At 73.6% G+C, this 24,419-nt stretch carries 16 protein-coding genes; 5 read left to right on the plus strand and 11 right to left on the minus strand.

What is annotated here, in order from left to right; all coding sequences use genetic code 11:
* The first annotated feature begins 62 nt into the window (after positions 1–62).
* The 4 genes from ER308_RS06455 to ER308_RS06470 are packed head-to-tail and all read left to right on the plus strand — an operon-like array spanning position 63 to position 4,208.
* Entirely contained in the window at positions 63–1,049 is a 987-nt protein-coding gene (locus tag ER308_RS06455; protein WP_131154212.1) for a carbohydrate ABC transporter permease, read from the plus strand.
* A complete protein-coding gene (locus tag ER308_RS22735) occupies positions 1,050–1,955 on the plus strand; it encodes a carbohydrate ABC transporter permease (protein ID WP_131154213.1) in 906 nt (301 codons plus the stop codon).
* 10 nt (positions 1,956–1,965) lie between these two features.
* The gene (locus ER308_RS06465) at positions 1,966–2,973 is read left to right on the plus strand and encodes a hypothetical protein (protein ID WP_131154214.1); all 1,008 of its coding nucleotides are present in this window, start codon (positions 1,966–1,968) and stop codon (positions 2,971–2,973) included.
* Positions 2,970–4,208, plus strand: coding sequence for a glycoside hydrolase family 10-like protein (locus tag ER308_RS06470; RefSeq protein WP_131154215.1), 1,239 nt, complete (start codon positions 2,970–2,972; stop codon positions 4,206–4,208). The genes ER308_RS06465 and ER308_RS06470 overlap by 4 nt, the downstream gene beginning before the upstream one ends.
* On the opposite strand, the gene ER308_RS06475 is transcribed toward ER308_RS06470, so the two are convergent.
* The 9 genes from ER308_RS06475 to ER308_RS06515 all read right to left on the minus strand — a co-directional run bounded on the left by ER308_RS06475 (position 4,192) and on the right by ER308_RS06515 (position 17,603).
* Positions 4,192–5,127: an N-acetylglucosamine kinase gene (locus tag ER308_RS06475; protein WP_165491864.1), complete on the minus strand. Its 936-nt coding sequence runs from the start codon at positions 5,125–5,127 to the stop codon at positions 4,192–4,194. The two genes, ER308_RS06470 and ER308_RS06475, sit on opposite strands and share 17 nt — an antisense overlap.
* Positions 5,128–5,209: 82 nt before the next feature.
* Entirely contained in the window at positions 5,210–6,553 is a 1,344-nt protein-coding gene (locus tag ER308_RS06480) for a replication-associated recombination protein A (protein ID WP_205745944.1), read from the minus strand.
* A complete protein-coding gene (locus ER308_RS06485) occupies positions 6,550–7,410 on the minus strand; it encodes a patatin-like phospholipase family protein (RefSeq protein ID WP_165491865.1) in 861 nt (286 codons plus the stop codon). Before ER308_RS06485 ends, ER308_RS06480 begins: the two co-directional genes overlap by 4 nt.
* Before the next feature lie 41 nt (positions 7,411–7,451).
* Positions 7,452–9,128, minus strand: coding sequence for a cell wall-binding repeat-containing protein (locus ER308_RS06490; protein WP_131154218.1), 1,677 nt, complete (start codon positions 9,126–9,128; stop codon positions 7,452–7,454).
* Between the two features lie 137 nt (positions 9,129–9,265).
* The gene (locus ER308_RS06495) at positions 9,266–10,729 is read right to left on the minus strand and encodes a cell wall-binding repeat-containing protein (RefSeq protein WP_131154219.1); all 1,464 of its coding nucleotides are present in this window, start codon (positions 10,727–10,729) and stop codon (positions 9,266–9,268) included.
* Positions 10,730–10,923: 194 nt separating this feature from the next.
* A complete protein-coding gene (locus tag ER308_RS06500; protein ID WP_131154220.1) occupies positions 10,924–13,347 on the minus strand; it encodes a cell wall-binding repeat-containing protein in 2,424 nt (807 codons plus the stop codon).
* A gap of 8 nt (positions 13,348–13,355) precedes the next feature.
* Positions 13,356–14,855, minus strand: coding sequence for a DUF5667 domain-containing protein (locus ER308_RS06505; protein WP_131154221.1), 1,500 nt, complete (start codon positions 14,853–14,855; stop codon positions 13,356–13,358).
* A 3-nt stretch (positions 14,856–14,858) separates the two neighbouring features.
* Positions 14,859–15,512, minus strand: coding sequence for an RNA polymerase sigma factor (locus tag ER308_RS06510; protein WP_165491866.1), 654 nt, complete (start codon positions 15,510–15,512; stop codon positions 14,859–14,861).
* Between the two features lie 264 nt (positions 15,513–15,776).
* Complete coding sequence (locus tag ER308_RS06515) at positions 15,777–17,603, minus strand: cell wall-binding repeat-containing protein (protein ID WP_131154223.1); 1,827 nt, start codon at positions 17,601–17,603, stop codon at positions 15,777–15,779.
* A gap of 126 nt (positions 17,604–17,729) precedes the next feature.
* On the opposite strand from ER308_RS06515, the gene ER308_RS06520 reads away from it, so the two are divergent.
* Complete coding sequence (locus tag ER308_RS06520; protein ID WP_131154224.1) at positions 17,730–19,979, plus strand: cell wall-binding repeat-containing protein; 2,250 nt, start codon at positions 17,730–17,732, stop codon at positions 19,977–19,979.
* Between the two features lie 37 nt (positions 19,980–20,016).
* Here ER308_RS06520 and ER308_RS06525 read toward each other — a convergent pair whose 3' ends face one another.
* Both ER308_RS06525 and ER308_RS06530 read right to left on the minus strand, forming a co-directional pair.
* Positions 20,017–21,957: a tetratricopeptide repeat protein gene (locus ER308_RS06525; protein ID WP_131154225.1), complete on the minus strand. Its 1,941-nt coding sequence runs from the start codon at positions 21,955–21,957 to the stop codon at positions 20,017–20,019.
* A 71-nt stretch (positions 21,958–22,028) separates the two neighbouring features.
* Positions 22,029–23,936 (minus strand): cell wall-binding repeat-containing protein, encoded by a 1,908-nt coding sequence (locus ER308_RS06530; protein WP_131154226.1) that lies wholly within the window; start codon positions 23,934–23,936, stop codon positions 22,029–22,031.
* Positions 23,937–24,419 lie beyond the last annotated feature (483 nt).

The raw sequence follows: 24,419 nt of genomic DNA on the forward strand, positions 1-24,419 counted from the left end.
CCCTGGCCGGGGGCGGCGGCACGCCGCCCCCGGTGCGGCGCGGGCGATCCCGAGGGAGCCCAATGAGCCAACTCGGCACGCGGCCGACCGGGGAGGCGGCCTCCCCGTCGGAGCCCGTCGCGTCCGCCCCGCCAGCGCGCCGGCGCCGCGGGCCCAACCGGCGCTTCTTCGAGGCGCGGATCCTGCCCGCGCTGTTCCTCCTGCCCGCCGCCCTCTTCATCTTCGGCCTCACGGTGTGGCCGGTGCTGCGGGCCCTGCAGCTGTCGTTCACCAACGCCGACCTGTCCATGTTCATGACCGGCGAGTTCGACTACATCGGGCTCGCCAACTACGTGGAGGTCGCGACCGACGCCCACCTGCGCGGCGTGTTCGTCACCACCGCGGTGTTCGGCCTCCTCTGCGTCCTCGGGACCATGGTGCTCGGCATCGCCGTGGCCCTGCTGCTCAATCGGGCGTTCAAGGGCCGCACGTTGCTCGCGATCCTCGTCCTCCTGCCCTGGGCGGTGCCACGCGTCGCCGTCGCCGCGCTCTGGGAGTGGATCTTCCACGACCAGTACGGGCTCGCGAACTGGATGCTCACCAGTGTGGGCATGGAGTTCTTCGAGGGGTTCGCGTGGTTCAACAACCGCTACGTCGCCTTCACCGCCATCGGGATCGCGATCGTCTGGCAGAGCTTCCCCTTCGTCGCGTTGGCGATGCTCGCGGGATTGCAGTCCGTCCCGAACGAGGTCATGGACGCCGCGAGGGTGGACGGGGCGGGCGCCTGGCAGCGGGTGCGCCGCATCATCCTGCCCATGCTGAAGCCGCTGCTGCTCGTGCTGATCGTCATCTCGACGATCTGGAACTTCAAGATCTTCGATCAGGTCTTCGTCATGACCGAGGGCGGACCCGCCCGTCAAACGGAGTTGCTCGCCATCACCACGTGGCGGGAAGCGTTCACCCAGCACGACTTCGGGCTCGCCTCCGCCCTCGCGATGGGCATGTTCGTGATCCTCGCGGGCGTGACGCTGCTCTACCTGTGGCTCATCCGGGAGGAGGGGGAGCTCTAGATGACGGTGACCGACGCCGACCGCGTGGCCCCGGCACCCCGGAGGACCTCCGAGGGGGTTCCCACGCGCCGTGCCTGGCCGCGCCGGGCACTCGTGCAGCTGGCGACGTACGCGGGAGCGATCGCCGTCGGCCTCTTCGCCTTCGGGCCGATCCTGTGGATGCTGATCACGGCGCTGAAACCGGACGGCGAGATCCTCACGTCCACGCCGGTGTTCATCCCGAGCGAGGTGCGCTGGGACCGGCTGGCCAACGTCGTCACCGGCGACTTCGCCGTCTACCTGCGCAACTCCATCCTCGTCTCCGGGGCCACGGTCGTGCTGAGCGTCGCCGCGGCGGCGATGGCCGGATGGGTGCTCGCGCGCTACCCGCTGCCCCTGAAGCGGTACCTCCTGATCCTGGTCCTGAGCGCGCAGATGTTCCCGTTCGTCGTGCTGCTCATCCCGATCTTCATCCTCATGCGCCAGGTGGATCTGCTCGGCACCCACACCGGGCTGATCCTCGCCTACCTCTCGTTCACCACGCCGCTCGTGGTCTGGATCCTGCGGGGGTTCTTCCAGTCGATCCCGATCGACCTGGAGGAGGCCGCGATGGTCGACGGTGCGACCCGCGTGCAGGCGTTCCGGCGCATCATCCTGCCCCTGGCCATGCCCGGAGTGGCCGCCGCGAGCGTGTTCGGGTTCATCTCCGCCTGGAACGAGCTGCTCTTCGCGCTCTCGTTCAACCGCAACAATCCTGAGCTGCACACGCTCCCGGTCGCGCTCCAACAGTTCATCGGCCGGGACACCACGGACTTCGGGATGATCATGGCCGCCAGCGCCGTGTTCACGGTCCCGGTCGTGGTCTTCTTCCTGTTCACCCACAAGCGCATGACCCAGGGCATGGTCATGGGCGCGACGAAGGGGTAGCGATCCTCGCATGGCCATCGGGACCTCCTACTTCGGCAGCCGCATCCTGCGCCACGTCGCCGCGGACATGGAGGGGCTCCGCTCCCGTGGGTTCACCGGCGTGCTGCACACCTTCAGCGAGAACGACTTCGCCTACTACCGGGAGCAGATGGGTCGTATCGTCGAGGCGAGCCACGCCGTCGGTCTCGAGGTCCAGCTCGGCCCGTGGGGATTCGGGCGGGTGTTCGGCGGGGAGGCCGAGTCGAGCTGGGTCGGGCGGAACATCGACCGCTGTCAGGTCATGAGCGACGGACGTGTGGTGGGCGCCGCCTGCCTGAACGACCCCGAGTTCCGCGCCCACCTCGCCGACTGGGCGCGCGCCGCGGTCGAGGCCGGCGCGGACCGGGTCTTCTGGGACGAGCCGCACTGGGCGCATCCCCGCCACGTGGGCGCGCCCGAGGACACGTGGGGCTGCCGCTGCGCTCGCTGTCAGCAGCTGTTCACCGACCGCTTCGGCGCTCCGATGCCGACCGAGCTGACCGAGGAGGTCCGCGCGTTCCGCGAGGACAGCCTCGTGGACTTCGTCCGAGAGCTCGTTCGAGTCGTCTCCGGGCTCGGGGCGCGCAGTGCGGTGTGCCTGCTCCCGCGGGAGGACCCACTCGTGGGGTTGCGGGACTGGGAACCGATCGCGGCCACACCGGGCCTCGACACGCTGGCGACCGACCCCTACTGGCGCGCGTTCGGTGAACCGGTCGAGCCCTTCGTGGGCCGGTTCGCCGCACACACCGCCGCGCTCGCGGACCGGCACGAGCGCCTCCCGCAGATCTGGATCCAGGGGTTCGGCCTCGGCCCCGAGGACGCCGACGAGATCCACGCGGCCGTGACCGCGGCGCGGGCCGCGGGGGTCACCGACCTGTGGACATGGGGGTTCGAGGCCTGCGGCCACATGCCCGCGCTCGGCACGCGCTCCCCGGGGCAGGTGTGGGAGGCCCTGTGTGAGGCGCTCCTCGACGCCACCCCGACGGCTGCGGACCGATGAGCGCACCGGCCTCCCCCGACGGGTCCGGCTCCGGGTCCGTCGAAGCTCCCCGAGACCCCTGCTGGGGGGTTTGGGTCGACGGGTTCGGCACCGGGGTCCGCACCCCCGACGAGGTGGCCGACCTGGTCGAGTTCGCGCACACCGCGGGTCTCGACACCCTCGTCGTGCAGGTCACGCGGCGCGGCGACGCTCTGGCGAACGAGCTGCCACTCCCGCGCGCCGACGCGGATCTCGCCCCGCCCCCGTTCGATCCCCTCGCCGCCGTCTGCGAGGCCGCCCGACCCGCGGGGATCGCGGTGCACGCGTGGCTGGCGGTCACGCCGGTCGCCCAGCGGGCCGCGCCACCGAGCTGGGCCGTGCCCATGCTGTGCCGGCGGCTGGACGGCACGGACAGCGATCGGCACGGCATCGCGCACCTCGATCCCGGGCACCCGGAGACCGGCACGACGATCGCCGAGATCGCCCGCGCGACGGTGGCCAACTACCCGGTCGACGGGGTCAGCCTCGACCGGGTGCGCTACCCCGAGGTGGCCCACGACGATCCGTCGCAGCACGGCACGGCGCTGTGGGGTGCCAACCTCGTCGCGCTGGAACGGTTCCGCGACGAGGCCGGCCGCGATCTCGAGGGGCCGCACGACCCGCTCTGGCAGGACTGGCGCCGCCGCCAGGTCGGCGCGATCGTGGACACGGTTGCCGAGGCCGTCCGGGGGGCGCGATCCGACGCCACGGTGAGCGTCAACGGCTGCTGTCACGGCGGGCTGGGTGGGGGCTGGGTCGCGAGCCGCCCCTACACCGAGCTCGGGCAGGACTGGGTCGGCTGGCTCACCGAGGGGCGCGTGGATCGGGTGCTGGCGATGAACTACCGCGGAGACGCCGACGACGCCGGGCTCGTCCGGTTCGGCGATCTGCCGGACGACGTCGCGGCCACGACCGAGGGTGCCGCCGCGGTCCTGGCACCCCGCGCCGCGCTGGATCAGCGCTGGACGGACTGGGCCGCGCTCGCGATTCGTGCCGGGAGCTCGCGCACAGTGCTCGGCACCGGCTGTTACCTGCAGTCGGTGGCGGCAAGCGCCAGGGAGGCGATCCGGTCCCTCGACCTTCGGGTCGATGGCGCGGGGGCGGGAGGGTGGTGCGGATTCAGCTACCGCACGCCCTCGCGGGTCGCGCTCCACGATCCCGAGGTGGCGCCGCGTGAGCGGGCGCGGCTCGCCGCCGCGCTCAACCATCCCCGGTGAGCACGAGCGGCTCGTGCACCGCCGACCCCCTCGCGATCACCCCGGCGCCGTCCAGGGGATCACCGAGGGGCGCGACGATCCGCGCCCCGGGGAGCCTCGCGGAGACCGCCTCCCGGAACGGCGCGCCGAGCAGGTCGGCGACGTCGAGCAACCCGCCGGTCCACGACACCCGCCCGATCCCCTCCGTCGAACCCGCCCGGCGGGCTGCCGCGGTCGCGGTCTCGGCCAACTCCTCGGCCGCCGACGACCAGATGCTCCGGGCGACCTCGTCACCCGCACGAGCGACCTCGGCCGCGTCCCGGGCGAAGGCGGCGATCTCGCGCACCGGCGCCGACGCGGCGTAGACACGGCTGGCCACACCGCCGAGCGGGCCGTACCGTTCCTGGGCGCTCGCGGCCAGGGCCTGCGAGCCGCCGGCCCGTCCGTCGTACCACCGCAGCGCGGCCTCGAGCGCGCGCCGGCCGATCCAGTGCCCCGAACCGGCGTCGCCGAGCAGGGCCCCCCAACCGTCGGCCCGTGCCCAGGTGCCGTCGTCGCCCACGGCGAGCGCGACGCTCCCGGTACCCGCGGCGACCACGACCCCCGAGGCGCCACCGAGCGCACCCGCGTGGGCCGTGACGACGTCGCCGGTGAGCACCACGGTCTCGACGCCGATCCGCGCGCGGAGCGCATCGCCGAGTCCACCCGCCGCCTCAGGCGTCTCGAACAACCCCGTGAGCCCCGCCACGAGCGTCGTGCCATCCGGGACCGGGACATCCGGCAGGCCCTCGACGGCGCTGGCCACGGCCTCGGCAACCGCCTGCTCGCCGGCGGCCGAGACGTGCGGCACGCCCGTGCCCTCCGCGCGCTGGTCCCCCTCGAGCCATCGCGCGCGGGTGCCGGTCGCGCCACCGTCGACGATCAGTACGAGCGGGCGCATGGGGCGATCCTCGGGCAACCGCAGGACCACGTGCAAACCGAGCAGCCGGGCGAGCAGCCTCGTGGCCGGCCCGCGCCGGTGGTCAGCGCTCGGGACGCCACGCGCCGATCTCCGGCTCCTCGCCGTGCTCACCCGGTGGGTAGATCGCGCCCGGCTCGAGACCATCGGGCAGGTAGCGCTGCTCGACCCAACCCCGCGGGTCGTCGTGCGGGTACCGGTACCCCTCGCCGTGGCCCAGGCGCGATGCCCCGGAGTAGTGCGCGTCGCGCAGGTGCGCGGGCACGGGTGCGTTGCCGAGGCGTTCCACGGCGGCGTCAGCTCGACGCAGCGACGTCGTGACGCTGTTGGACTTCGGCGCGAGGGCCAGATACAGGGCGGCCTGCGCGAGCGCGTACCGCGCCTCGGGCAACCCCACCGCGTTCAGCGCGTCCCAGGCCGAGGTCGCGACCTCCAAGGCCCGCGGGTCGGCCAACCCGACGTCCTCACCAGCGAGGATGATCATGCGCCGGGCGAGGAACCGCGGGTCCTCCCCGGCCGTCAGCATCCGCACGAGCCAGTACACGGCGGCGTCAGGATCCGAGCCGCGCATCGCCTTGATGAACGCACTCACTTGGTCGTAGTGCGCGTCCCCCGCCTTGTCGTAGCGCAGGTTCGGGCTCGCGAGCGCGCTGCGCACCGCCTCGGGCCCGACGGGCTCCCCGGCCGCCAGATCCGCGGCGGTCTCCAGGACCGTGAGCACCACGCGGGCGTCCCCGTCCGCCACCGCGAGCAGCGCGTCGACGCCCTCGTCGGTCAGCCGGGTGTCCGGGAGCCCGCGGGGATCGTCGAGCGCCCGCTCGACCAGTGCTCGCAGATCCTCGTCGCCGAGCGGCTCCAGTCGGTACAGCAGGCTGCGCGAGAGCAGCGGGGCATTGACCTCCACGGTCGGGTTCTCGGTCGTGGCGCCGATCAGGGTCACCGAACCGTCCTCGACCCCTGGCAGCAGCGCGTCCTGCTGGGCCTTGTTGAACCGATGGATCTCGTCGACGAAGAGGACCGTGCGCCGTCCCGAGCCACGCGATCCCCGTCGTTCCCGGGCCTCCTCGACGGTGCGCCGCACGTCCTTGACCCCGGCGGTGACCGCGGACAGCTCGGTGAACGCCGCGTCGGTGGTCGCGGCGACGACGTGCGCGAGCGTCGTCTTCCCCGTGCCCGGTGGGCCCCACAAGACGACGCTGCGGAGCCGGTCGGCTTCGATGGCGCGTCGCAGCGGACCTTCCGGGCCGAGGAGCTCGGCCTGACCGACGACCTCGTCGAGGCTCCGGGGACGCAGGCGCGCCGCGAGCGGCGCGTCCTCCGCAGGCTCAGCGCTGGGGGGGCCACCGCTCTCGCTGGCCCCGGCGCGCGGGGGCTGCGTCGCCTCGTCGTCGAACAGTTGCCCGCTCACCCGCGGACCCCTCGTGCGACCAGCTCGGCGATCTCGGCACGACGATCCTCGACCGCCCGGGCGCCGGCATCGATGACCGCCTGCACGGCGGCGAACTCGAGCATCCTGATCCGCTGCCCGAAACCCGGACGCAGCACGAGGTCGGCGTGGCGGAACCGCGTGTTCGCGAAGCTGCGCTGTCCGATCTCGAACGCAGCGAGCAGGGCCCCGACGCCACCCTCGACCTGGCCCTCATGGCTCGGAAGGCCCACGTGGACGCCGAGCACACGGTCGGCCCCGAGCGCGCGAGCGACGTCGACGGGCGCGGGATCGGCGAAACCCCCGTCGGCGAGTGCCGCTCCGTCCCACTCCGTGGGAGCGGCGAGGCCAGGGATCGAGGCGCTCGCCAGGACGGCGTCGAGCAGCGAGCCCTCGGTGAGCACACGGCGCGTCCCCGCCCGCAAGTCAGTGGCTACCGCCGCGAACGGCACGCGACAGTCCGCGAAGTTCGGGCCCTCACCGATCAGGTCCTGCAACGTCGCGCGAGCATCATCGACGAAGCCTCGCCGCCAGCTCCAGTGGGTCACCGTCGGCGCGAGCCGCCGAGCGCTGCGAGCGTACGACGAGAGCCGTTCCAGCGCGTCACCGTCCCGTGTCTCCGAAACGACGGGCAAGCGTCGCCAGTCCTCCTCGCGCAGCACCCGCGACCAGTCCTCACGCAACGCATAGGTCGCGCCGACGACCGCGCCCATCGACACCCCCACGAGGACATCCGGCCGCACACCCTGGGCTTCGAGCGCTTCGAGCACGCCGACGTGGGCGAGGCCCCGCGCGCCACCGCCACCGAGCACGAGACCGATGCCTCCACGAGCACTCATCGAGCCCAGCATGCCGCGCCGGCGGTCGCCTGGCGGAGTGCTCAGTCGATCGACTGCAGCAGTTCGCGGCCCACCTCGGGCGCCAGCGCCGACGTTCCGCCGACCAGCCACAGCTCGGTGGGGGCGAGCGTGCCCACGAAGCCCGTGACCGCGGGCGCCTCGCCGAGATCCGCCGGCGGCACCAGGACCAGGCGCGCATCGGCCCGGGCAGCCGCGGCACCGGCCGCGAAAGCGTCCGGCACGTCGGCGCCCGTCGCCGCGAGCAGGCCCGCGCCGGCACCGCGCGCACCCGCGGCCTCGGCCGCGCTCGCCCCCAGGGTGTAGCGGTCCCCGCCGGCGACATCGATGATCTCGCGATCGTCGCGGAAGCGCCCGGCCACGGCCGAGGTGAGCACGTCGTCCTCCGCCACGAGCCGGACCGTCCCGGGATCGAGCGAGGTCACCGCCCTGATCGTCGCCCAGGGGAGTTCGTCGTGGCGGGTGAGCAAGAGCGGTGCCGGGACATCGCCACTCGCCCCGAGCGCCCCCGCCGCCAGCGCGGCCGGCCAGACGGGGTCACCGCCCGGAGCCGGGTGACCCGGCGCGACGACGATCTCGTCGGCGGCATCGCCCACCAGGGCCGCGATCTCCTCGGCGGTCTCGTAGCGGTCCGCACCGCCCAGACGTTCGAGCGACGCGTCCGCCGCGGCGGCGGCTCGCCCGGCAACGTCCTTGTTGATCGCCTTCGTCCCACCGAGCACCCATATCCGTTCGGGGTCCGCGTCGGCCAGCCACTCGCGGGTGGCGTCGGGCACGGCATCGTCGTCGGTGAGCAGCAGCGGCGCATCGAGACTCGCCGCGAGCGGACCCCCGGCGACCGCGTCGACGTGGTCCCGAGCCGTGGCGAGCACGACGTCGTCCGCGCCGTTCGGCCAGAACTCCTCGGCGATCGCGGTGGCGGTGGCGATCCGCTCCCGACCCGCCAGCCGCGGGGGCTCGGGCGCGTCGGACGCCCCATCCGCCTCGCTCTCGGTCTCCCCGCCCGACTCGTCGGCGTCGTCGGACGCGCCCGTGTCCCCACCGGGGCGGTCGCCGCGTTCCTCCGCGGCCACGAGACTCCGGTACGGGTTGATCCGAGGGCTGCCGTCCTCACCGGCGTAGGGATCGTCGACGCCGTCCTGGTGGATCTCGAAGTGCAGGTGCGGGGCGTCGGGATGCGCGTTGCCGCTCGAGCCCGCGTAGCCGATCAACTCGCCCCGCTCGACCCGGGTGCCCTGCTCGATGCCGTCCGCGTACGCGGCCTCGCTCGCGCCGCCGTAGGCAGGGCCGTCCTGGCGGCCGAGGTGGATGTAGGCGTACGTCCGGCCGTCATCGCCCCTGATCCGCAGCATGTAGCCGTAGCTGGGAGGATTGCCGTCGGTGCCGGTCAGCCACGACACCTCGCCGCCCACAGCCGCGTGCACCGGGGTTCCGTGGGGCACCATGAGGTCGGTCGCACGGTGGTGTCGGCCGCCGCTGCGGCCTTGGTGGAAGTCGTCGATGCACCCTCGGTTGTCCGCGCGACAGGACACGACGTCCTCACCGACGTCGAGCGGGAAGGTCAGGTCGACCTCCTGCTCGTAGTCGGTCGAGTCGGCGGCGGCCGGTCCGGTCGACACCGCGAGGACGGCCCCCACGAGCACGAACGGGAGCGCGAGGGAGAGGCCCACGCGGATGGCGCGGCGAGGCTGTGCGGTCAAGGCGGGCTCCTAACACAGACCTGATCGCCCGAGGACGGGCGAGCATCGGCCCCGGGGGACCGGCCCGTCCCAGCGGGCAGATCGGGCGAAGGCTAACGGCTGAGACGATGTGGGAGCGGCAGGCGATTCGGGCGCAATCAGTCAGCGACGGCCGTCTCGACACTGCCCAGCGCACCGCTGGGGACCCCACTCGTCGCGCGGATGAGCAGTTGGTCGCCGAAGTCCGCCAGGTAGCGCCGCACCGACTCGGGACCCTCGTCGGCCACGAGCAGCTGTGGGGTCCCCGACAGCGCGGACGCGGGGGCGTGGGAGAGCGCCTCGGCCCAGCCACCGTCGGTGTACCCGTGGACCAGCAGGAACCCGTTCCCCGGCTCGCCCTGCGAGCGCTCCCACAGATCGGTCGCGATGGCGAGGCTGGTCTCCGAGCGATCCGCGCCCGCCGTACGGATCCCGCCGACACGGTCGACGACCTCCTCGTCGAGCGCGGCCTCACCCCCGAGGGCCCAGACGGTCTCCGGCGCGTGCGCGTCCAGGTACGCGGTGACCCGCTCATCGAGCCGATCCTGCGGAGTCAGCAGCACGACGGCGTCGGCCTGCGCCGCATAGGCGCCGCCCGCGACGGCATCCGCCCAGTCCGCGGCGGTTGCGAGCAGCACCTCGCTGGGGGTTCCGTCCCGAGCAGCCACGGTCTCGGCGACCCTCACGGCGGTACCGACCCGGTCCTCGCCGCGCACCCGCTCGACCGCGTACCCGGCCGCCTCGAGTTCGGCGACGGCCCCCGACGAGATCGCGGCCTCGCCGCCCAGCACGTAGACGGTCCCGTCGCCGGCGAGGACGCGGTCGATCTCGGCCCGCACCCCCGGGTGCACGACCGGGTCCGCGTCGGCGGCACGCGGGCCCTCCGTCAACAGGATCGGGCCATCCGAACCGGCCAGCGCGCTGCCGGCGAGGGAATCGGCGAACACGTCGGCGCGTCCCAGCACGACCCGGGCGGCCGGATGCGCGCCGCTCGCGTCCCGCGCGACCGTCGGCGGCTCGCCGGCGCTCGCGAAGAGCTCGCGGCTCGCGGCGGTGGCATCCCGGATCACGCGGTCGGACGTCTCGTCGGGGGCGCGCATGAAGTTCACCGTCACCCACATGCGGTCGTCGTCACCGACGCTCACGCCGACGCCCACGTGGGTCCAGTCGCCCAGGATGTTCCGGCGATGGCCGTCGGAGTCCATAAACGCGTCGTGCAGCCGGTCGACGAGCTCGGCCTCGCCCGCTCCGGTACGCACGGTGTAGCCGACGTTCTCGCCCACCGACTGCCAGGAGCCCTCGATCTCGGCGGAGTACCCGGGGTTGTGGCGCAGCTCGCCGTCACGGTGCATCCGCGTGGCCCAGTCCCGGGCCACGCTGGTGAGCCGAAGATCGACGATCAGGGGGTCCAGGGCCTCGTCCGCGCGCTCGGCATTGAGCTCCCCCACGAAGCGCTCCTCCGCCGCGGCGTGCTCGCCGTCGGCGGCCTCGCTCGCCTCGGCGGTGGCCGCGGTGGCCCAGAACGTCGCCGCGAGGAGGACGACGGCCAGGGTCGCGAGGGGGATGCGGATCGCCCGGGCCATCGTGCTCCGACTCCTTCACTTCAACGGCGGGCGGATCCGGTTCCGCCCGGTCACGTTGAGTACGTCGTCGCACAGGGGCCCGAACTTGAGGCCGAAGAAGCGGACACACGGGATACTCCGGGGATCCGAGGGCGGCCATGAGGGAAAGGCCACGGGTCGAGCGCATGTGCGAGCTCGGCGAGTCGCCGGTCCCGCTACTCCTCGGGGACGCCGACCTCGTCGAGGAGCTCGTCGAGCTGCCAGACGGTCAGGTCCGAGACGGCGACCGAGCCGCCGACGACCGCGGCCGCGCCACCCTCCTGCGACTCGATCACGTCGCTCACGGCCGTGGCCGGACCGAGATCGCAGTGGGGGACGAGCAGGAGCGGGTCCCCGCGCTCCGACGCGAGCGGCCCGGCCGCGAGCGCATCGGGGAAGTCCTCGCCGCTGGCGACGACGTAGCCATCGCCCGGCGCGCCACGCTCGAGAGCCTCCTCGGCCACCGTCGCGCTCGTGCCCCAGCGGTCCTCGCCCGACAGGCGGTCGACCTCGACGCCGAGAGCCTCCACCTGCGCGGCGACGTCACCGCTGATGGCCGCCTCCCCGCCGAGCAACGTCACGCGCGCCGGCGCGAGCTCCTCCAGCGCGGCGAGGGTCGCCTCGGGCAGGTCGTCCTGGCGGGTCAACAGCAAGGGCGCTGGCTCGTCGTCGGTGGCCAGCAGCGCGCCGGCGGCGAGGGCGTCGGGCCAGGCGGCACGCGGGTCGGCGGCCTGCCCGCGGGCGAGCAGGACCTCGTCGGGCTGCTCGTCGACCTCACCCGCGATCATCGAGGCGGTCGCGAAGCGGTCGGCCCCGGAGACCCGTTCGACCGTCTCGACGGCCTCGTCGATCGTCTCCTCGACCTCGTCGGCCACCGCGCGGGTACCGCCGAGGAGGAGGACGCGTTCGGCGTCGAGCTCCTCGAGGCGGGTGGCCACCTCGCCGGGCAGGTGGTCGGGCTCGGTGAGCAGCAGCGGCCCCTCGTGGGAGGCCGCGAGCGCGCCGCCCGCCAGGGCGTCGGGGAAGTCCCTCGCGCTCGCCACGATCACGTCGTCGGCGCGGTCGAAGTCGTGGCTGACCTCGACCGCGGTCGCGACGCGATCGGCCCCGCGGACCCGCTGCACGTGCTCGAACTCGACGTCCTCGGGCGCCTCGCACGCGAGGTCCACCCGCGCGTCGAACCAGCTCGAGCGGAGCACGTTCACGCCGAGGGCCGACCGCAGCTGCGCCCCGCTCATCGTCTCGGTGCCGTGCGCCCCCCGGACGGTCACCCCCTCGGGACCGACCCGCCCGCGGTACTCCTCGGTGGGCTCGACCTCCAGATCGACGACGGGGCCCACGTCCTCGATGCCCGCGTTGCCGCTGGCGTAGGCCGACAGGCGGTCGCTGAGTTCGTCGAGCGTGAGGGTCGTGCCCCACCGGTCGTAGGGATTGCCCGCGATCTGCTCCCAGCGGCTGTCATCGAACGAGCTGAACCACGGCTGGTCCCCACCCCAGCCCTGCAGAGACGGCAGCGAGGTCTGGCCACCCGAGGACGACGAGTAGAACGCCTGCACCACCTGGCCGGAGTCCTGATCGACGACGACCTCGCCCTCGCTCGCCTGGACCTGCGCGACCCAGTTGGGCGCCTCCTCGGCCGAGGTGTGGCCCCGATAGACCTGCGACGCGACCGAGTCGTACACGTCGTAGGCCCAGCCGTTGTCATCCTCCGGGCTGATCGAGGCCTCGACGTAGGAGCGGGCGGCGACGACCTGGGCACGGATGGCCTGTGCGTGCCAGCCATCGGGCACCTCCCGGATGCCCTCCATGTAGGTCTCGAGCCCGACGTCGTGACGCACGCGCAGATCGTCGCCGTTCTCGTCGGCCCGCGCGTGCAGCGTGCCGCCCCGGTAGCTCAGGCCCTCCGCACCGTCGCCGGGTGAGCGGTCGACTCCCCCGCCCCCGGGCTTGTGCGGAAGCTCGACCGTCCCGCCGACGTTCCCGTCCACCGCTCCCTGGAGCTCGATCCGCTCGTCCCCGTCGTCGCCGTTCTCGTCCTCGCCGTTGCCGTCGTCGTCGTTGCCGTCGTCGTCGTTGCCGTCGTCGTCGTGCCCGTCGTTGTCGTCGGGGAAGTCGTCGAACTCGTCGTGGGGCACGAGGGCGAGCTCGCCGTTCTCGGCCTCCAGGGTCCAGCTCGTGCCGGCGGGCTGGACGACCTCGAGCGACGCATCACCGCGGTCGTGCCAGGTGACGTCCCCACCATCGGCGCGCACCTCGAGCTCGTCGAGCAGCGTCCCACCGGGGCCATCGGGCGCGAGGCTCACCCGTACGGTGTCGGTGAGCTCGCGCGGCTGCACCCGCGTGCCCGGGAAGTAGGTCTCGAGGATCTGCGAGGCGCGGCACCCGTCGAGCGCGGCGCCCTGGGCCCCGTGTTGGTTCATCCCGATGCCGTGGCCCCACCCGCGGCCCACGAACGCGACCTCACCGGCTTCGAAATCCGGGAGCGGCGCCAATCCCGCGCCCCCGGGCGGCCCGCAGTGATTGTCGGCGCCCACCGAGGAGGCAGCCCCGAGGACCGCGAGTGAGGCCACCACGGTCACCAGCAGAAGGCGACGCATCATCGCAGGTGTCAGTCCTCGTCGCCCGCGTCGGTCCCGCCCTCGTCCGAACCGTCGTCGTCGTCCTCGTCGTCCTCGTCCGAGCCGTCTTCGCCCGAGCCGTCCTCGTCGTCCTCGTCCGAACCGTCGTCCTCCGAGCCGTCTTCGCCCGAGCCGTCCTCCTCGGAACCGTCGTCCTCCGAGCCGTCCTCGTCCGAACCGCCCTCGTCCGGGCCGTCGTCCTCGGAACCGTCCTCGTCCGAGCCGTCCTCGTCCGAGCCGTCCTCCTCGGAACCGTCCTCGTCCGAATCGTCTTCGGAGCCGTCGTCGGGCCGAGAGGGGAAGCCGTCCTTGTCGGGCTCCTCCTCGTCCGATGGCTGCTCCGGCTCGGGCTCGTCGGACTCGTCCTCGGAGACCTCGCCGTCACCGTCGGCGGACCCTCCCCCCTCCTCGGAGGATCCGTCACCGGTGTCCGCCTCGTCGGTGGAAGCGCCGTCCCCGGAATCGGACTCGCGGTCTGCGTCCTCTTCACCGGATCCGTCGTCGCCCGAGCCGTCCGGATCGCTCTCGCGCTCGTCCTCGTCGAGCCCGTCGGACTCCCCCTCGCCGCCGGCGGGGGCCTCCTCGTCGCGCTCGGCGGCTTCACCCCGGGTGTCGATCCCGGCGGTACGGTCGTCGGCCTGATCGTCGTCGCCGCGTGTGCGCGGGACCGTGTCGGGCTCCTCGTCGCGCTCCGCACCCACGGCCGGCGCGGACGACCCGCCGGACGACTGCCCGCCGGCCTGTTCGGCGACGAACTCCTCCGCGCTCCGCTCGAGGTGATGGCGCATCTCGGGTCGGGCGTCGACAGCCGCTCGTTGCAGTTCCTCGGCGAACTGCTCACGGAGCTCGGAAGCCTCCGCGCGGACGGCCGCGTCCGGGATCGCCTCGGCCTCGTCGAGCCCGTCGAGCGCTTCCTCCAGCAGCTCGGACCGCACCGCCGCGTCGAGGTGATCGGCCGACGCGACCTCCTGGATGCGGCGCTCGGCGTGGTCCAGGAGGAGCCACCCCCGCGCGGTATCGGACGGCGCGACGAGCAATCGGACCTGCTCGTGGCTGCGCTTCAGTTCGTAGAGGCCGTCCCCGGGCTGCGAGCTGCCGCTGAGGCCCACGGCCGCACCGGGGAGGAGCAGGAGGAACACCGCAGCGGTCGCCACGACGGCGGACCGACGGACGCGCACGCGCCGCGCCGGCGGCGCGCTCGGCGCGGTCTGCTCGGGGGGGACCCGACCCAGATCCTCGGCCAGCTGCGCGAAGCGCGCGTGGTGGTTGCCCGAGGCCTGCGGGCCGACGCGGGTGTCGTAGGCCTGACGCAGCGTCGCGGCCACCCACGGGTCGTTCCGGTCGCGCTGGGCGCGCTCCGGATCGAGACGGCGCCCGTCGATCGCGTACGGGTCCGTGGGCTCGGCGCCGGCCTTGCCCGAGTGCGCCGAATGGGACGACCCACCGGACGAGCTGGCCGCATGGTCATGACGCGCATCGTCCGCGGCCATCACTCACCCCCTCTGGTCGCCCCCCGGTGCTCCCCACGCAGACGATGCGTGGCGGATCGTCTCCTCCTGAGACGAAACGGGCGCTCCCTCCGATGCGGCGAAGGGCGAGGCCCATCGTTCCAAGACCCGGGCGAGGGCGCGCTCGCCCCGGTGCTGCAGCCCTCGGACGGCCGGAACCTTCTTGCCGATCACCTCGGCGACCTCCGGAGCTGTCAGGCCGGAGACGTAGCGTAGCAGCAGGACCTCCTGCTGTTCATCGGACAGCTCCGCCATTGCCCGCCGCACTTCTCGCGTGACCGCGTTGCCCACCGCATGGTCCTCGGGGCCGAGATCGTGGTCGGGGCGCTCGAGGTGCTCGTCGTCCTCGTGCAGGTCCTCGCGAATGCGGTTCCGCCGACGCAAGTGGTCGAGCGCGTTGAAGTGGGCCGCCCGGAACAGCCACGCCTTGATCACGTCCGCGCCCCCGCGGATCGTGAACCCCTTCTCCATCAGTTCGACGAACGTCGCCTCGAGCAGATCCTCGGCCGTTTCCCGGTCGTGGACCCGAGCGATGAGGTAGCCGAGCAAGCGATCCGCCAGCGTCTCGTAGACGATGCTGATCGCCCGAGGGTCGCGCTGGCGCACGCCGTCGGCGATCTCGTCCGAGAACAGTGGCACGCTCGCGCACCCCTTTCGCTTGCCCGCGGACAGGCGTTCAACGCTTGCCCTGGTGACACTGGCCCCGCGGGGGACCCGGGGCGATGACCGGCGGGAGTCTAACGCCCCGTCGTCAGGAAACTACGGAGCTTTCGTCCCGTATGTCGTGGTCGCACCCGGCCGGACGGCCGTGTTGGATCGGGTCCGAACGGCCAGAGGGGGGCGCACCGTGACCGGACCCGACGGCCACCTCCGTCAGCACGGCGGCGCCCCAGCCACGGGGTGTCAGGGGGTGGCGAGCGCTTCCCGGACGCGCTCGGCGGTCCCGTCGCTGATGCCGTCGCCGACCACGACCGGACGCTGGGCGCCGACCTCGGCCAGCGCGCTCACCCGTCCCTCGGAGGCCTCGCCGGGTGGGAGCAATCCCAGCGGGCTCGCGTGGAACGAGGCCGCGACGCCGGCGGGCAAGGCGGCACGGAAGTCGTCGCCCCGCGCGAGGTAGACGAACGGGGGGCCCTGCCAGTTGTCGCCATGCGTCGCGACCTCCGCCGCGGTTGCGTACCGGTCCTCGCCGCCGACCCGCTCGACGTTCGACACGAGCCGCTCCAGCTCCTGCTCGACACCGGTGCCCACGGCCGCGGACCCCCCGACGATCAGCACCCGGTCCGGCTGCCGCTCCCCGAGCACCGAGCGGGTCGCGTCGGGCAGGGAGTCGGGACGCGTCAGCAGCACGGGCCCCCGGTACGCCGCGAGCGGGATCGCCGAGAGCGCGTCGGGGAAGGCTTCACCGGTCGCCACGATCGCCGTCGAGGTCTCGTGCCACGCGCCGGCGACCTCGGCCGCGGTCGCGTAGCGGTCGGCCCCGGCGAGACGTCGAACATCGCCCCAGTCCCCAAGCTGGTCCTCGACCTCGTCCGCGATGGCGGCCGATCCACCGAGGATCGTGATCGACTCGGGACCGAGCCGATCCAGCTCCCCGGCGACGTCGTCCGGGAGCGCGCCGGTGGGTGGGACGAGCAGCAGCGGCCCGTGCATCGCGGCGAGCGCGCCACCGGCGAGCCCGTCGGGGAAGGCATCCGCGGTCGCGACGAAGACCTCGTCCGGTCCGGGGGCGAAGGCGTGCTCCGACAACGCCACCGACGTCGACACGCCGTCCGAGCCGCCGACCCGGGCGGGGGTCAGGCCGCCGTCGCCGCGCGTGAGGTCCTCGACCGCAAGCCCCGTCTTCTCGACGATCCAGTCGAGATACGCCGGCACCGAGGCGTACAGGTCGGGCGCGGAGCCGCAGGTGGCCTCGTCGCTGGCCACGCTGGAGCTCACGACGCCGATCTGCACGGTGCCGCCGTCCCGGTCGGCGCCGACGAGCGGCCCGCCACTGTCGCCGAAGCAGGTGCCGCGCTCCACGCCCCCGGTGCACACGGTGCGGGCCGCGTCGAACGCGTCGCCGAGCTCCGCCTCGTCGAAGGCGTCCGCGCAGTCGATGGGCGCGACGACGGGCGTCTGCACGGAGTGCAGCGCGAGGGGGTACTCGTCGCCCCCGGGGTTCGTCGCGCCCCATCCGGCCACCTCCACGGATGATCCGGGCGACCACGCGGGCCAGTCGCCGGGGCTCGCCAACGGGACCGTCGCCACCCCGAGCCGCTCGCGGGTGCGCAGCAGCGCGACGTCGTCGGCGAGCGCCTCGCTCCCGGTGAACCCCGGGTGCACCACCTCGTCGACGACCGGCTCGCGAACCCCGCCGGAGCGCAGGTCGGCGACCTCCGCACGAACGTCCAGGTCCTCGGCGGCCTCGGTCCCGCGGTCCTCGACACAGTGGGCCGCGGTCAGCACCCAACGGTCGCCCAGGTAGGAGCCCGCGCATCGCGGCGTCTCACCCGCCTCGTCCCCGCGATCGACGATCGCCACCGTCCACGGCCAGTCGTCGGCCTCGGCCTCGTCACCACCCACCACCCGCGGCTGGATGTCGAGCGTCTCGGGGTCGTCGGACTCGGTGGCGGCCGGCGCGCCGGCGAGCGACGTGAGGGCGATCGCCGGCACGAGCGAGGCGACGAGCACGCCACGCAGAAGGCGGGCACGGGCCGGACGGGCCGGTACGGGTCGCATGGGAGTCATCGCCGAACGATGGTACGCGCCCGCCGAAGGCGAAACTCGCCCCGTTGGCCGAGCGATCGCCCGTGAGGATCGCGGCCTCCCGGTCGTCAAAGCAGTCGGTCCATCGATCCCCCAAGGAGGCCGTCCGTGTCCACGACCACTGCCGCCGGCCGATCCCCCACACGTGTGGCCCGCACGGCTGCGTCCGGCCTGGTGGGAGCGGGCCTGCTGCTGCTCTGCCTCGCGTTCCTGGTCGGCCCCGCGGGCACGCCCGTGGCGGCTCAGGAGCTGTCGATCGACGAGCGCGAGCCGGTGTTCGACGGCCTCGAGCAGGAGCGCATCACCATCCGCCTCTCCGGAGGAGCCGTCGCGCGCGGCAACGTGCTGCGCATGGACCGGGACGCGGACACGCTCGAGCTGCGGCCCGTACAGGGTGAGGGGCGCATATCCGGACTCGAGACGGTGCCGTCGATGGCCGCCCGAGAGTTCTCCGAGGGGGCGATCGCCGGCACGAACGGTGGCTGGCACCTCTATCGAAGCGGCCGGCCCGGCGGGCCGAGGGGCGCACCCAACGGGTTCAGCGTTCTGGACGGTCGGGTTCAGGGCGCTCAGACCCTGTTGGTCGGCGGGGCGACGCGCCCGCGCTCGGCGCTGGGGATCGGCAGCGACGGTGAGCTGCTCACCGACCTGCTCGACCCCACCGTGACCGTCGAGTTCGGCGGCGAGGCGTTCGGCAGCAAGGAGCTCAACCGCGTGCTGCACGAGGACAGTCAGGAGATGCGGAACGACGACCAGGCGGTGCGACGCGGGCTGTTCCTGCTCGACAGCCAGCTCGGGGACAGCTTCCCGTTCGGCGAGCGCTTCGACGACCTCGAAGCCGTGGAGCTCGAGGACCTCCCGCTCTCCCCGGGCGAAACCGCGGTCGGCCGGGTCGAGCGGCGTCTCCAGGACCCGACCGACCTCCCCGCCGAGGGAACGACCACCATCGGGGCCTACGAGCACTTGCTCGACGAGGTCGGAGCGCTCGAGCCCGATGACGAGGTCGCGATCACCGTCGACCCCAACCCGCAGGGCGACAGCACCGGCTGGGACGAGGTCGAGCACGCGGTCCCGGCCGTGGGCCTGCTCGAGGACGGCCAGGTGCGCACCAACGAGCTCATCCGGTCCGAGGGCTTCTCCCTGGGGCGCCGGAGCATCGTGACGGGCCGCAACCCGCGGACCGCGGTGGGGTTCAACGACGACGAGCTCCTGCTCGTGACGATCGACGGGCGTCAGGACGGCCACTCCGACGGGGTGACCCTGCAGGAGCTCGGCGTCGCGATGCGTGACCTCGGTGCCCGTGACGCGGTCAACCTCGACGGGGGCGGGTCGACGACGATGTCCGTCGACCGCCGGGTCACCAATCGCGTCAGCGATGACGGTGGCCCGCGCTCGGTCGGGGACGGCCTCTTCGTCTACACCGACTACGCGTTCGAGGCCAGCGAGCGCCTGCGCGGCTCGGATCGCTACGACACCGCCGCCCAGGTCGCCCGTGCCGGGTTCCCAGACGGCGCGGGGACCGCGGTCCTCGCGACCGGCGAGGCGTTCCCCGACGCCCTCGCGGGTGGCGCGCTCGCGGCACGCGAGGGCGACCCCCTGCTGTTGACCCGATCGGGTTCGCTGCCGAGCGCGACGGAGCGCGCCATCGCCGACCTCGGCGTGCAGCGGGTGATCGCGCTCGGCGGGACCGCCGCCATCGACGACGACGTCGTCGCGGCGCTTGAGGCGACCGGGGTCGAGGTCGATCGCCGCGACGGCCGCGACCGGTACGAGACCGCCGCGCTCTCGGCGAACGACGACGCGGACCGGGCGTTCCTCGCGGCGGGCCGAGACTTCCCCGACGCGCTCGCCGCCGCCGCCCCCGCCGGGCAGCTGCAGTCTCCGGTGCTGCTCACCGAGACCGACGAGCTGCCCGACGCGACGGAGTCGTGGCTCGAAGCCGCCTCGCTCGACGAGGTCGTCGTGGTGGGTGGTTCGGCCGCCGTGTCCGACGAGGTCCTCGATGCGGCGTCCGACGCGGCCGGGGCGCCCGCCGAGCGGGTCTCCGGTCGCGAGCGGTTCGCGACCGCCGCGGCGATCAACGAGTGGGCGGCCGAACGGATCGAGGGCCTCGACCCCAGCGGACTCGTCGTCGCGCAGGGCCGCGACTTCCCCGACGCGCTGGCCGGTGGACCGCTGGCGGCGGCCCGCGACGAACTGCTCATGATCGTCCCGCCCACCGACGTGGAGGCCGAGGCCTCCGCCGCCGACGACCTCGATGCCCGAGCCGACACGCTGAGCCGGGTCACGCTGCTCGGCGGTACCGCAGCGCTGACGAGCTACCAGCACTGGCAGCTCGACCAGTTTGCACTCGACTAGGCATCGGGCGGGCGCGGCGAATCGCGGCGTCCGCCCTTCAGGGCAACGCGTCGAGGTCGAGACGCTCCGTCGCGCTCGGGTCGCGCTCGATCGCCTCGGCGAACGCGGTCTCGGCCCCTGCGACATCGCCTGCCGCAAGCCGCACCTGCCCCAGCAGGGCCCACCGGTCGGCTTCGTCCTCGACCCGCAGCGCCCGCTCGACCAGGGCTTCGCCCCGGGCGGGCTCCCCCTGCTCGGACCAGTAGGCGGCCGCCTCGTCGAGCAGCGGGGGATGCCACGGGTCGAGGGCCACAGCCAGCGACCACTGCGCACCGGCCAGTTCGGTGTCCTCCATCTGTGTCGCCACCCGGGCGGCTCGCTCGGGGACGACGCTGTCACGCGGCTCCCGGCGTGACGCCTCCTGGTACGACCGGAGCGCGAGGTCGCCCTCGCCGACGGCTCGCGCGAGCTCCCCGCGCTCGAGCCAGTAGCGGGCCTCGAGCGGATTCACCCGCGTGGCCCGCTCGAGCTCGAGCTGCGCATCGGCCGGCTGCCCGTCCACCGCGAGTGCCTGCCCCTGCCCGGCGACCCGGTCCGCGACGAGCGGCACGAGCGCCGCGACGCCGATGGCGCACGCCAGAACGCCTGCAATTCCGGCGACCGACTTCGGGGCGGCCGCTGGCTCGACCAGGGTGCTGCGCCCACGGCGCACGACGATCACGAGGGCGGCGAGCACCACGCCCCAGACCCAGACGGCGGGTCCGGGGCTGGTGACGAGCCCGTGCACCAGCCAACCGGCCCACGCAGCACCGACGCCGGCGAGACGCCACCGCAGCCGGCCGGCAGTCGCACGCAGCCCCCGCACCAGCACGACCCCGACGACCACCTGCAGGGCGACGAAGGCGGCGAGCAGCGGCAGCCCACCTTCGGCCGCGAGGTGCAGTGGCAGGCTGGCCGGCTCGACACCGGACGCCGGCACCTGCGAGCCGGCGGCGACCTCGGGGCCGCGGGCCGTCCCCGCGTGCCCGTTGAACGCGCCGAGCCCCACGCCGGACAACGGTGCGTCCGCGACCATCGCGAGAGCGGTCTCCCACCCCCACCGCGCGGCGCCTCCCGCGCGGTCCGCCAGCGCCTGCAGGGGTCCGACCCCCCCGACTCCCGACACGACGAGGGCCAGTGCGCCCACCGTGACCGCCCCCAGCACGGCGGCTGCGCGCCGCCACCCGCGCACCACGAACCAGACCACCGCCACGATCGCGGCGCCGGCCAACGCGGCACTCGCGCCCGCGGGCGAACCGATCACCGCGGCCAGCGCGAGCAACCCGATGGCGACGGCGGCTGCCCCGACTCGACGTCGCTGTTCACGCGCCGCGAGCCCGAGACCAAGGGCCAGGGGCACACCGAGGCCGACGATCGCGCCGGCGTCCGCGCGCGTGCCCATCGTTCCGGCGAGATCCGTGCGCTCCATCCGCCAGTCGATCGGGTCGATGTGCAGTAGCTGGGCCAGCGCGTGGACCCCCACGACCAGGGCGACGCCGACGGCGATCACGACCAGGCGGCCCCCGGCCGCCTCATCGAGGCGGTCCAGGGCAACGAGGAACACCACCACCACCGCGACGAGGAGCAGAAGCCCGTTCGCATGCCCGTACTCCCCGAGCATCGCGCGCCACGGGGCATCGGCGGTGACGGCGCCGGCGATCGTCGCGAACAGGCCGAACACGCCGGCGGCGACGACGGCGACCCGGGCGGGACGATCGGTCGGACGCGGGAGCGGCACCCGGCGTTCCGCGACGGCGAGCGTGAGCCGCGTGCCGACCAACCCCGCCGTGACCAGCAGTACGACCGTCAGCTCGGGCAGCCGGAACGGGTCCACCGCGGTGGTCGAGCAAGCGAGCGGGGAGACCACGAGCAGGGCCAGCAGCCCTCGCTCGACCGCGGCGGCGCCGAACGGACGCGTCGGATCCGCCGGAGCAGCAGCGGACTCGGTCGTCGATTCCACATCCCTACGGTAGCTCGGACACCGCCCCGGTCCGTTCGCGCCGCGGCCCGCCGAACGCCCCGGAGGTACCGCTACTCGACGGCCTGGAGCAAGGCCGTGAACGCGTAGGCATCGCGCGGCGCGAGCGCCGCATCCCCACCGGCCACCACGAACTCGCGCCAGCGGGCCTGCTCGATGACGCCGGCGCCCTCCGCGAGCGATGCGGGATCCCTCGGTGGCACCAGCGCGAGCACGCTCGGCTCGGTCCCCGTCCGCACGCCGACCGTCAGCGCGTCGGGGAAGTTCTCGCCCGTCGCGCCGTACAGGACGTCCGGGGCTTCGTGCCCCTGCTCGTCGAGCCGCTCGAGCCCTTCGCTGGCCGCCGCGAGCGCGGTCTCGTAGCGGTCCGCTCCCGCGAGGCGGCGCGTCTCGTAGCCCGCCTCGACCAGGCCGTCCTCGACGGAGGCGCCGAGCGCCGCCTCTCCACCGACGAGCGTCACCTCCTCGATGTCGAGGTCGGCGAGGGCCTGCTCGGTGACCGCGGGCAGCTCGTCGTCCTCGGCGAGCAGCAGGGGCGGGCGGTCGTCGCTGCCGAGCAGGGACCCGGCAGCGAGCGCGTCGGGGAAGTCGCGCCCGAGGGCGAGCACGGCCTCGCCGGCGGGGGCGCCGGCCTCCGCCGCCAGCCGGGCGGCAGTGTCGAACCGGTCGCTGCCCTCGATCCGCTCGACGTTCGGCACGAGTTCGTCGATCTCGTCCGCGACCTCCGCGCTCACCGCCCTGGACCCGCCGAGCACCGTCGCTCGCACCGGCTCGAGGCGCGCGACCTCGTCCGCGACCTGGTCGGGCAGCGCCCCCGGCGAGGTCAGCAGCAACGGGCCGTCGAGCGCGGTCGCCAGCGCACCGCCGGCCAACGCATCGGGGAACTCGCCGGCGGTGGCGATGAGGACGTCGTCGGTGTCCTCCGGTTCCCAGGCCCCGGCGAGCTCGACGGCGGTCGCGATCCGATCCGGTCCCTCCTCGCGACGGAGCTCGACCTCCGGGTCGTACACGGTCGACCAGATCCAGTCCGCGAACGCGACCGTGTCCGTGTACCCGCCGAACGAGCTCCCGTCGCACTGCTGGACCCCGGGCGCCTGGCCGCCGAAGCTCGTGACCCCGACGAGCTCGTGCGTGCCCGAGGCGTACAGCGGGCCACCGCTGTCCCCGACACAGGTGTCGGGGCTGTCGGGTTGGCCCTCGCCGGCGCAGAGCATCGTGTCCGGATCGAAGTTGCTCCCGAAAGTTCCTTGACAGAAGTCGGTCAGATCCCGGATCGGTACCGTCGCCGTCTGCAGGCGGTCGGGCATGCCGTTCTGCCCGGGGGGCGCGGTCAAACCCCAGCCGACGATGTCGCCCTCGCTGCCGGCCGCCGCGCGCCGCACCGCCGTCGTGGCCGGATCGATGTCGTCGATGGGCTCCTCGAGCTGGAGCAGGGCCAGATCCGCGATCTCGACCCCGTCGAGCGCCTGCTCGTAGTCGGGGTGGACCACCCAGTCGATCGCGTTCGAGACGTCGGTCTCCGCCGTCTGGTCCGTGCCGCTGCCCCCCTCGGCGGTCTGGTCGCGATCGACCTCCTCGATGTCCTCGGCGCCGACGACGGCGCCCACCAGCACGGGATCCTCGGGGATGCAGTGCGCCGCGGTCAGGACCCACTCGGGGTGCACGAGCGTGCCCGTGCAGCTGAACGATTCCTGGGTGCCCCGGGTGGCGACGAACGCGACCTCGGGATACTCCCCGTCCTCGACGTCCCGGCCCTGGTAGATGCGGGGACCGACCCGTCCGACCTCGTCACCGCCGTCGACCTCGTCGATCCCGTCGGCCACGTCGGCCACGTCGTCATCGGAGGCTGGTGCGTCGAGCCCGGAGCCCGCGGCGCCACCGGAGCCCGCGGCGCCCGGGACGGGGAACGTCGCCATGGCGACGAGCACGACGACCAGCGATACGTACATGCGTCGGAACACGCGACGAACCCCCTGCGGCTGGACTGCGCCCCGGGGCTCGTGGACCCGGGAACATTGTGAACGAGTGGCAGGGTAGCGTCAGTCAGCGCGCCAGGTGCACCGCCAGCCCAAGGGACGGCGCGAGCCGCGGAGCGGGTCGCCGGCGCCGGGGGAAGCACCGGCGACCCGCCGGGCTCTGGAGGGAAGGTGTGGTGTGGTGGCAGCGGAGCCCGCCACGGTCTCGGGCCGCGACGACGATCGTCGTACTTCGTCGCACTGAGTGATTGCCCCACCCCCGCGGGGACCGCCGCGAGCCGGCTGTTGCCGACCGCTACCCACGCGCCATCGGGGTCGCACTGGCGGAACGTAGCTCATGCGGGGGCATCGGCGCGAACTTCCCGGGGGTCGGGATCGCGACGCACCGAACGCGGCTTCCTTCCGCCGGATCGCGAGCTGCAATACACAGCGTAGCCCACGTGGCACACGGGATCATCCTCCGCGGTC

Origin of the sequence: Egibacter rhizosphaerae (assembly GCF_004322855.1) — a bacterium.
Taxonomy (GTDB): Bacteria; Actinomycetota; Nitriliruptoria; order Euzebyales; family Egibacteraceae; genus Egibacter; species Egibacter rhizosphaerae.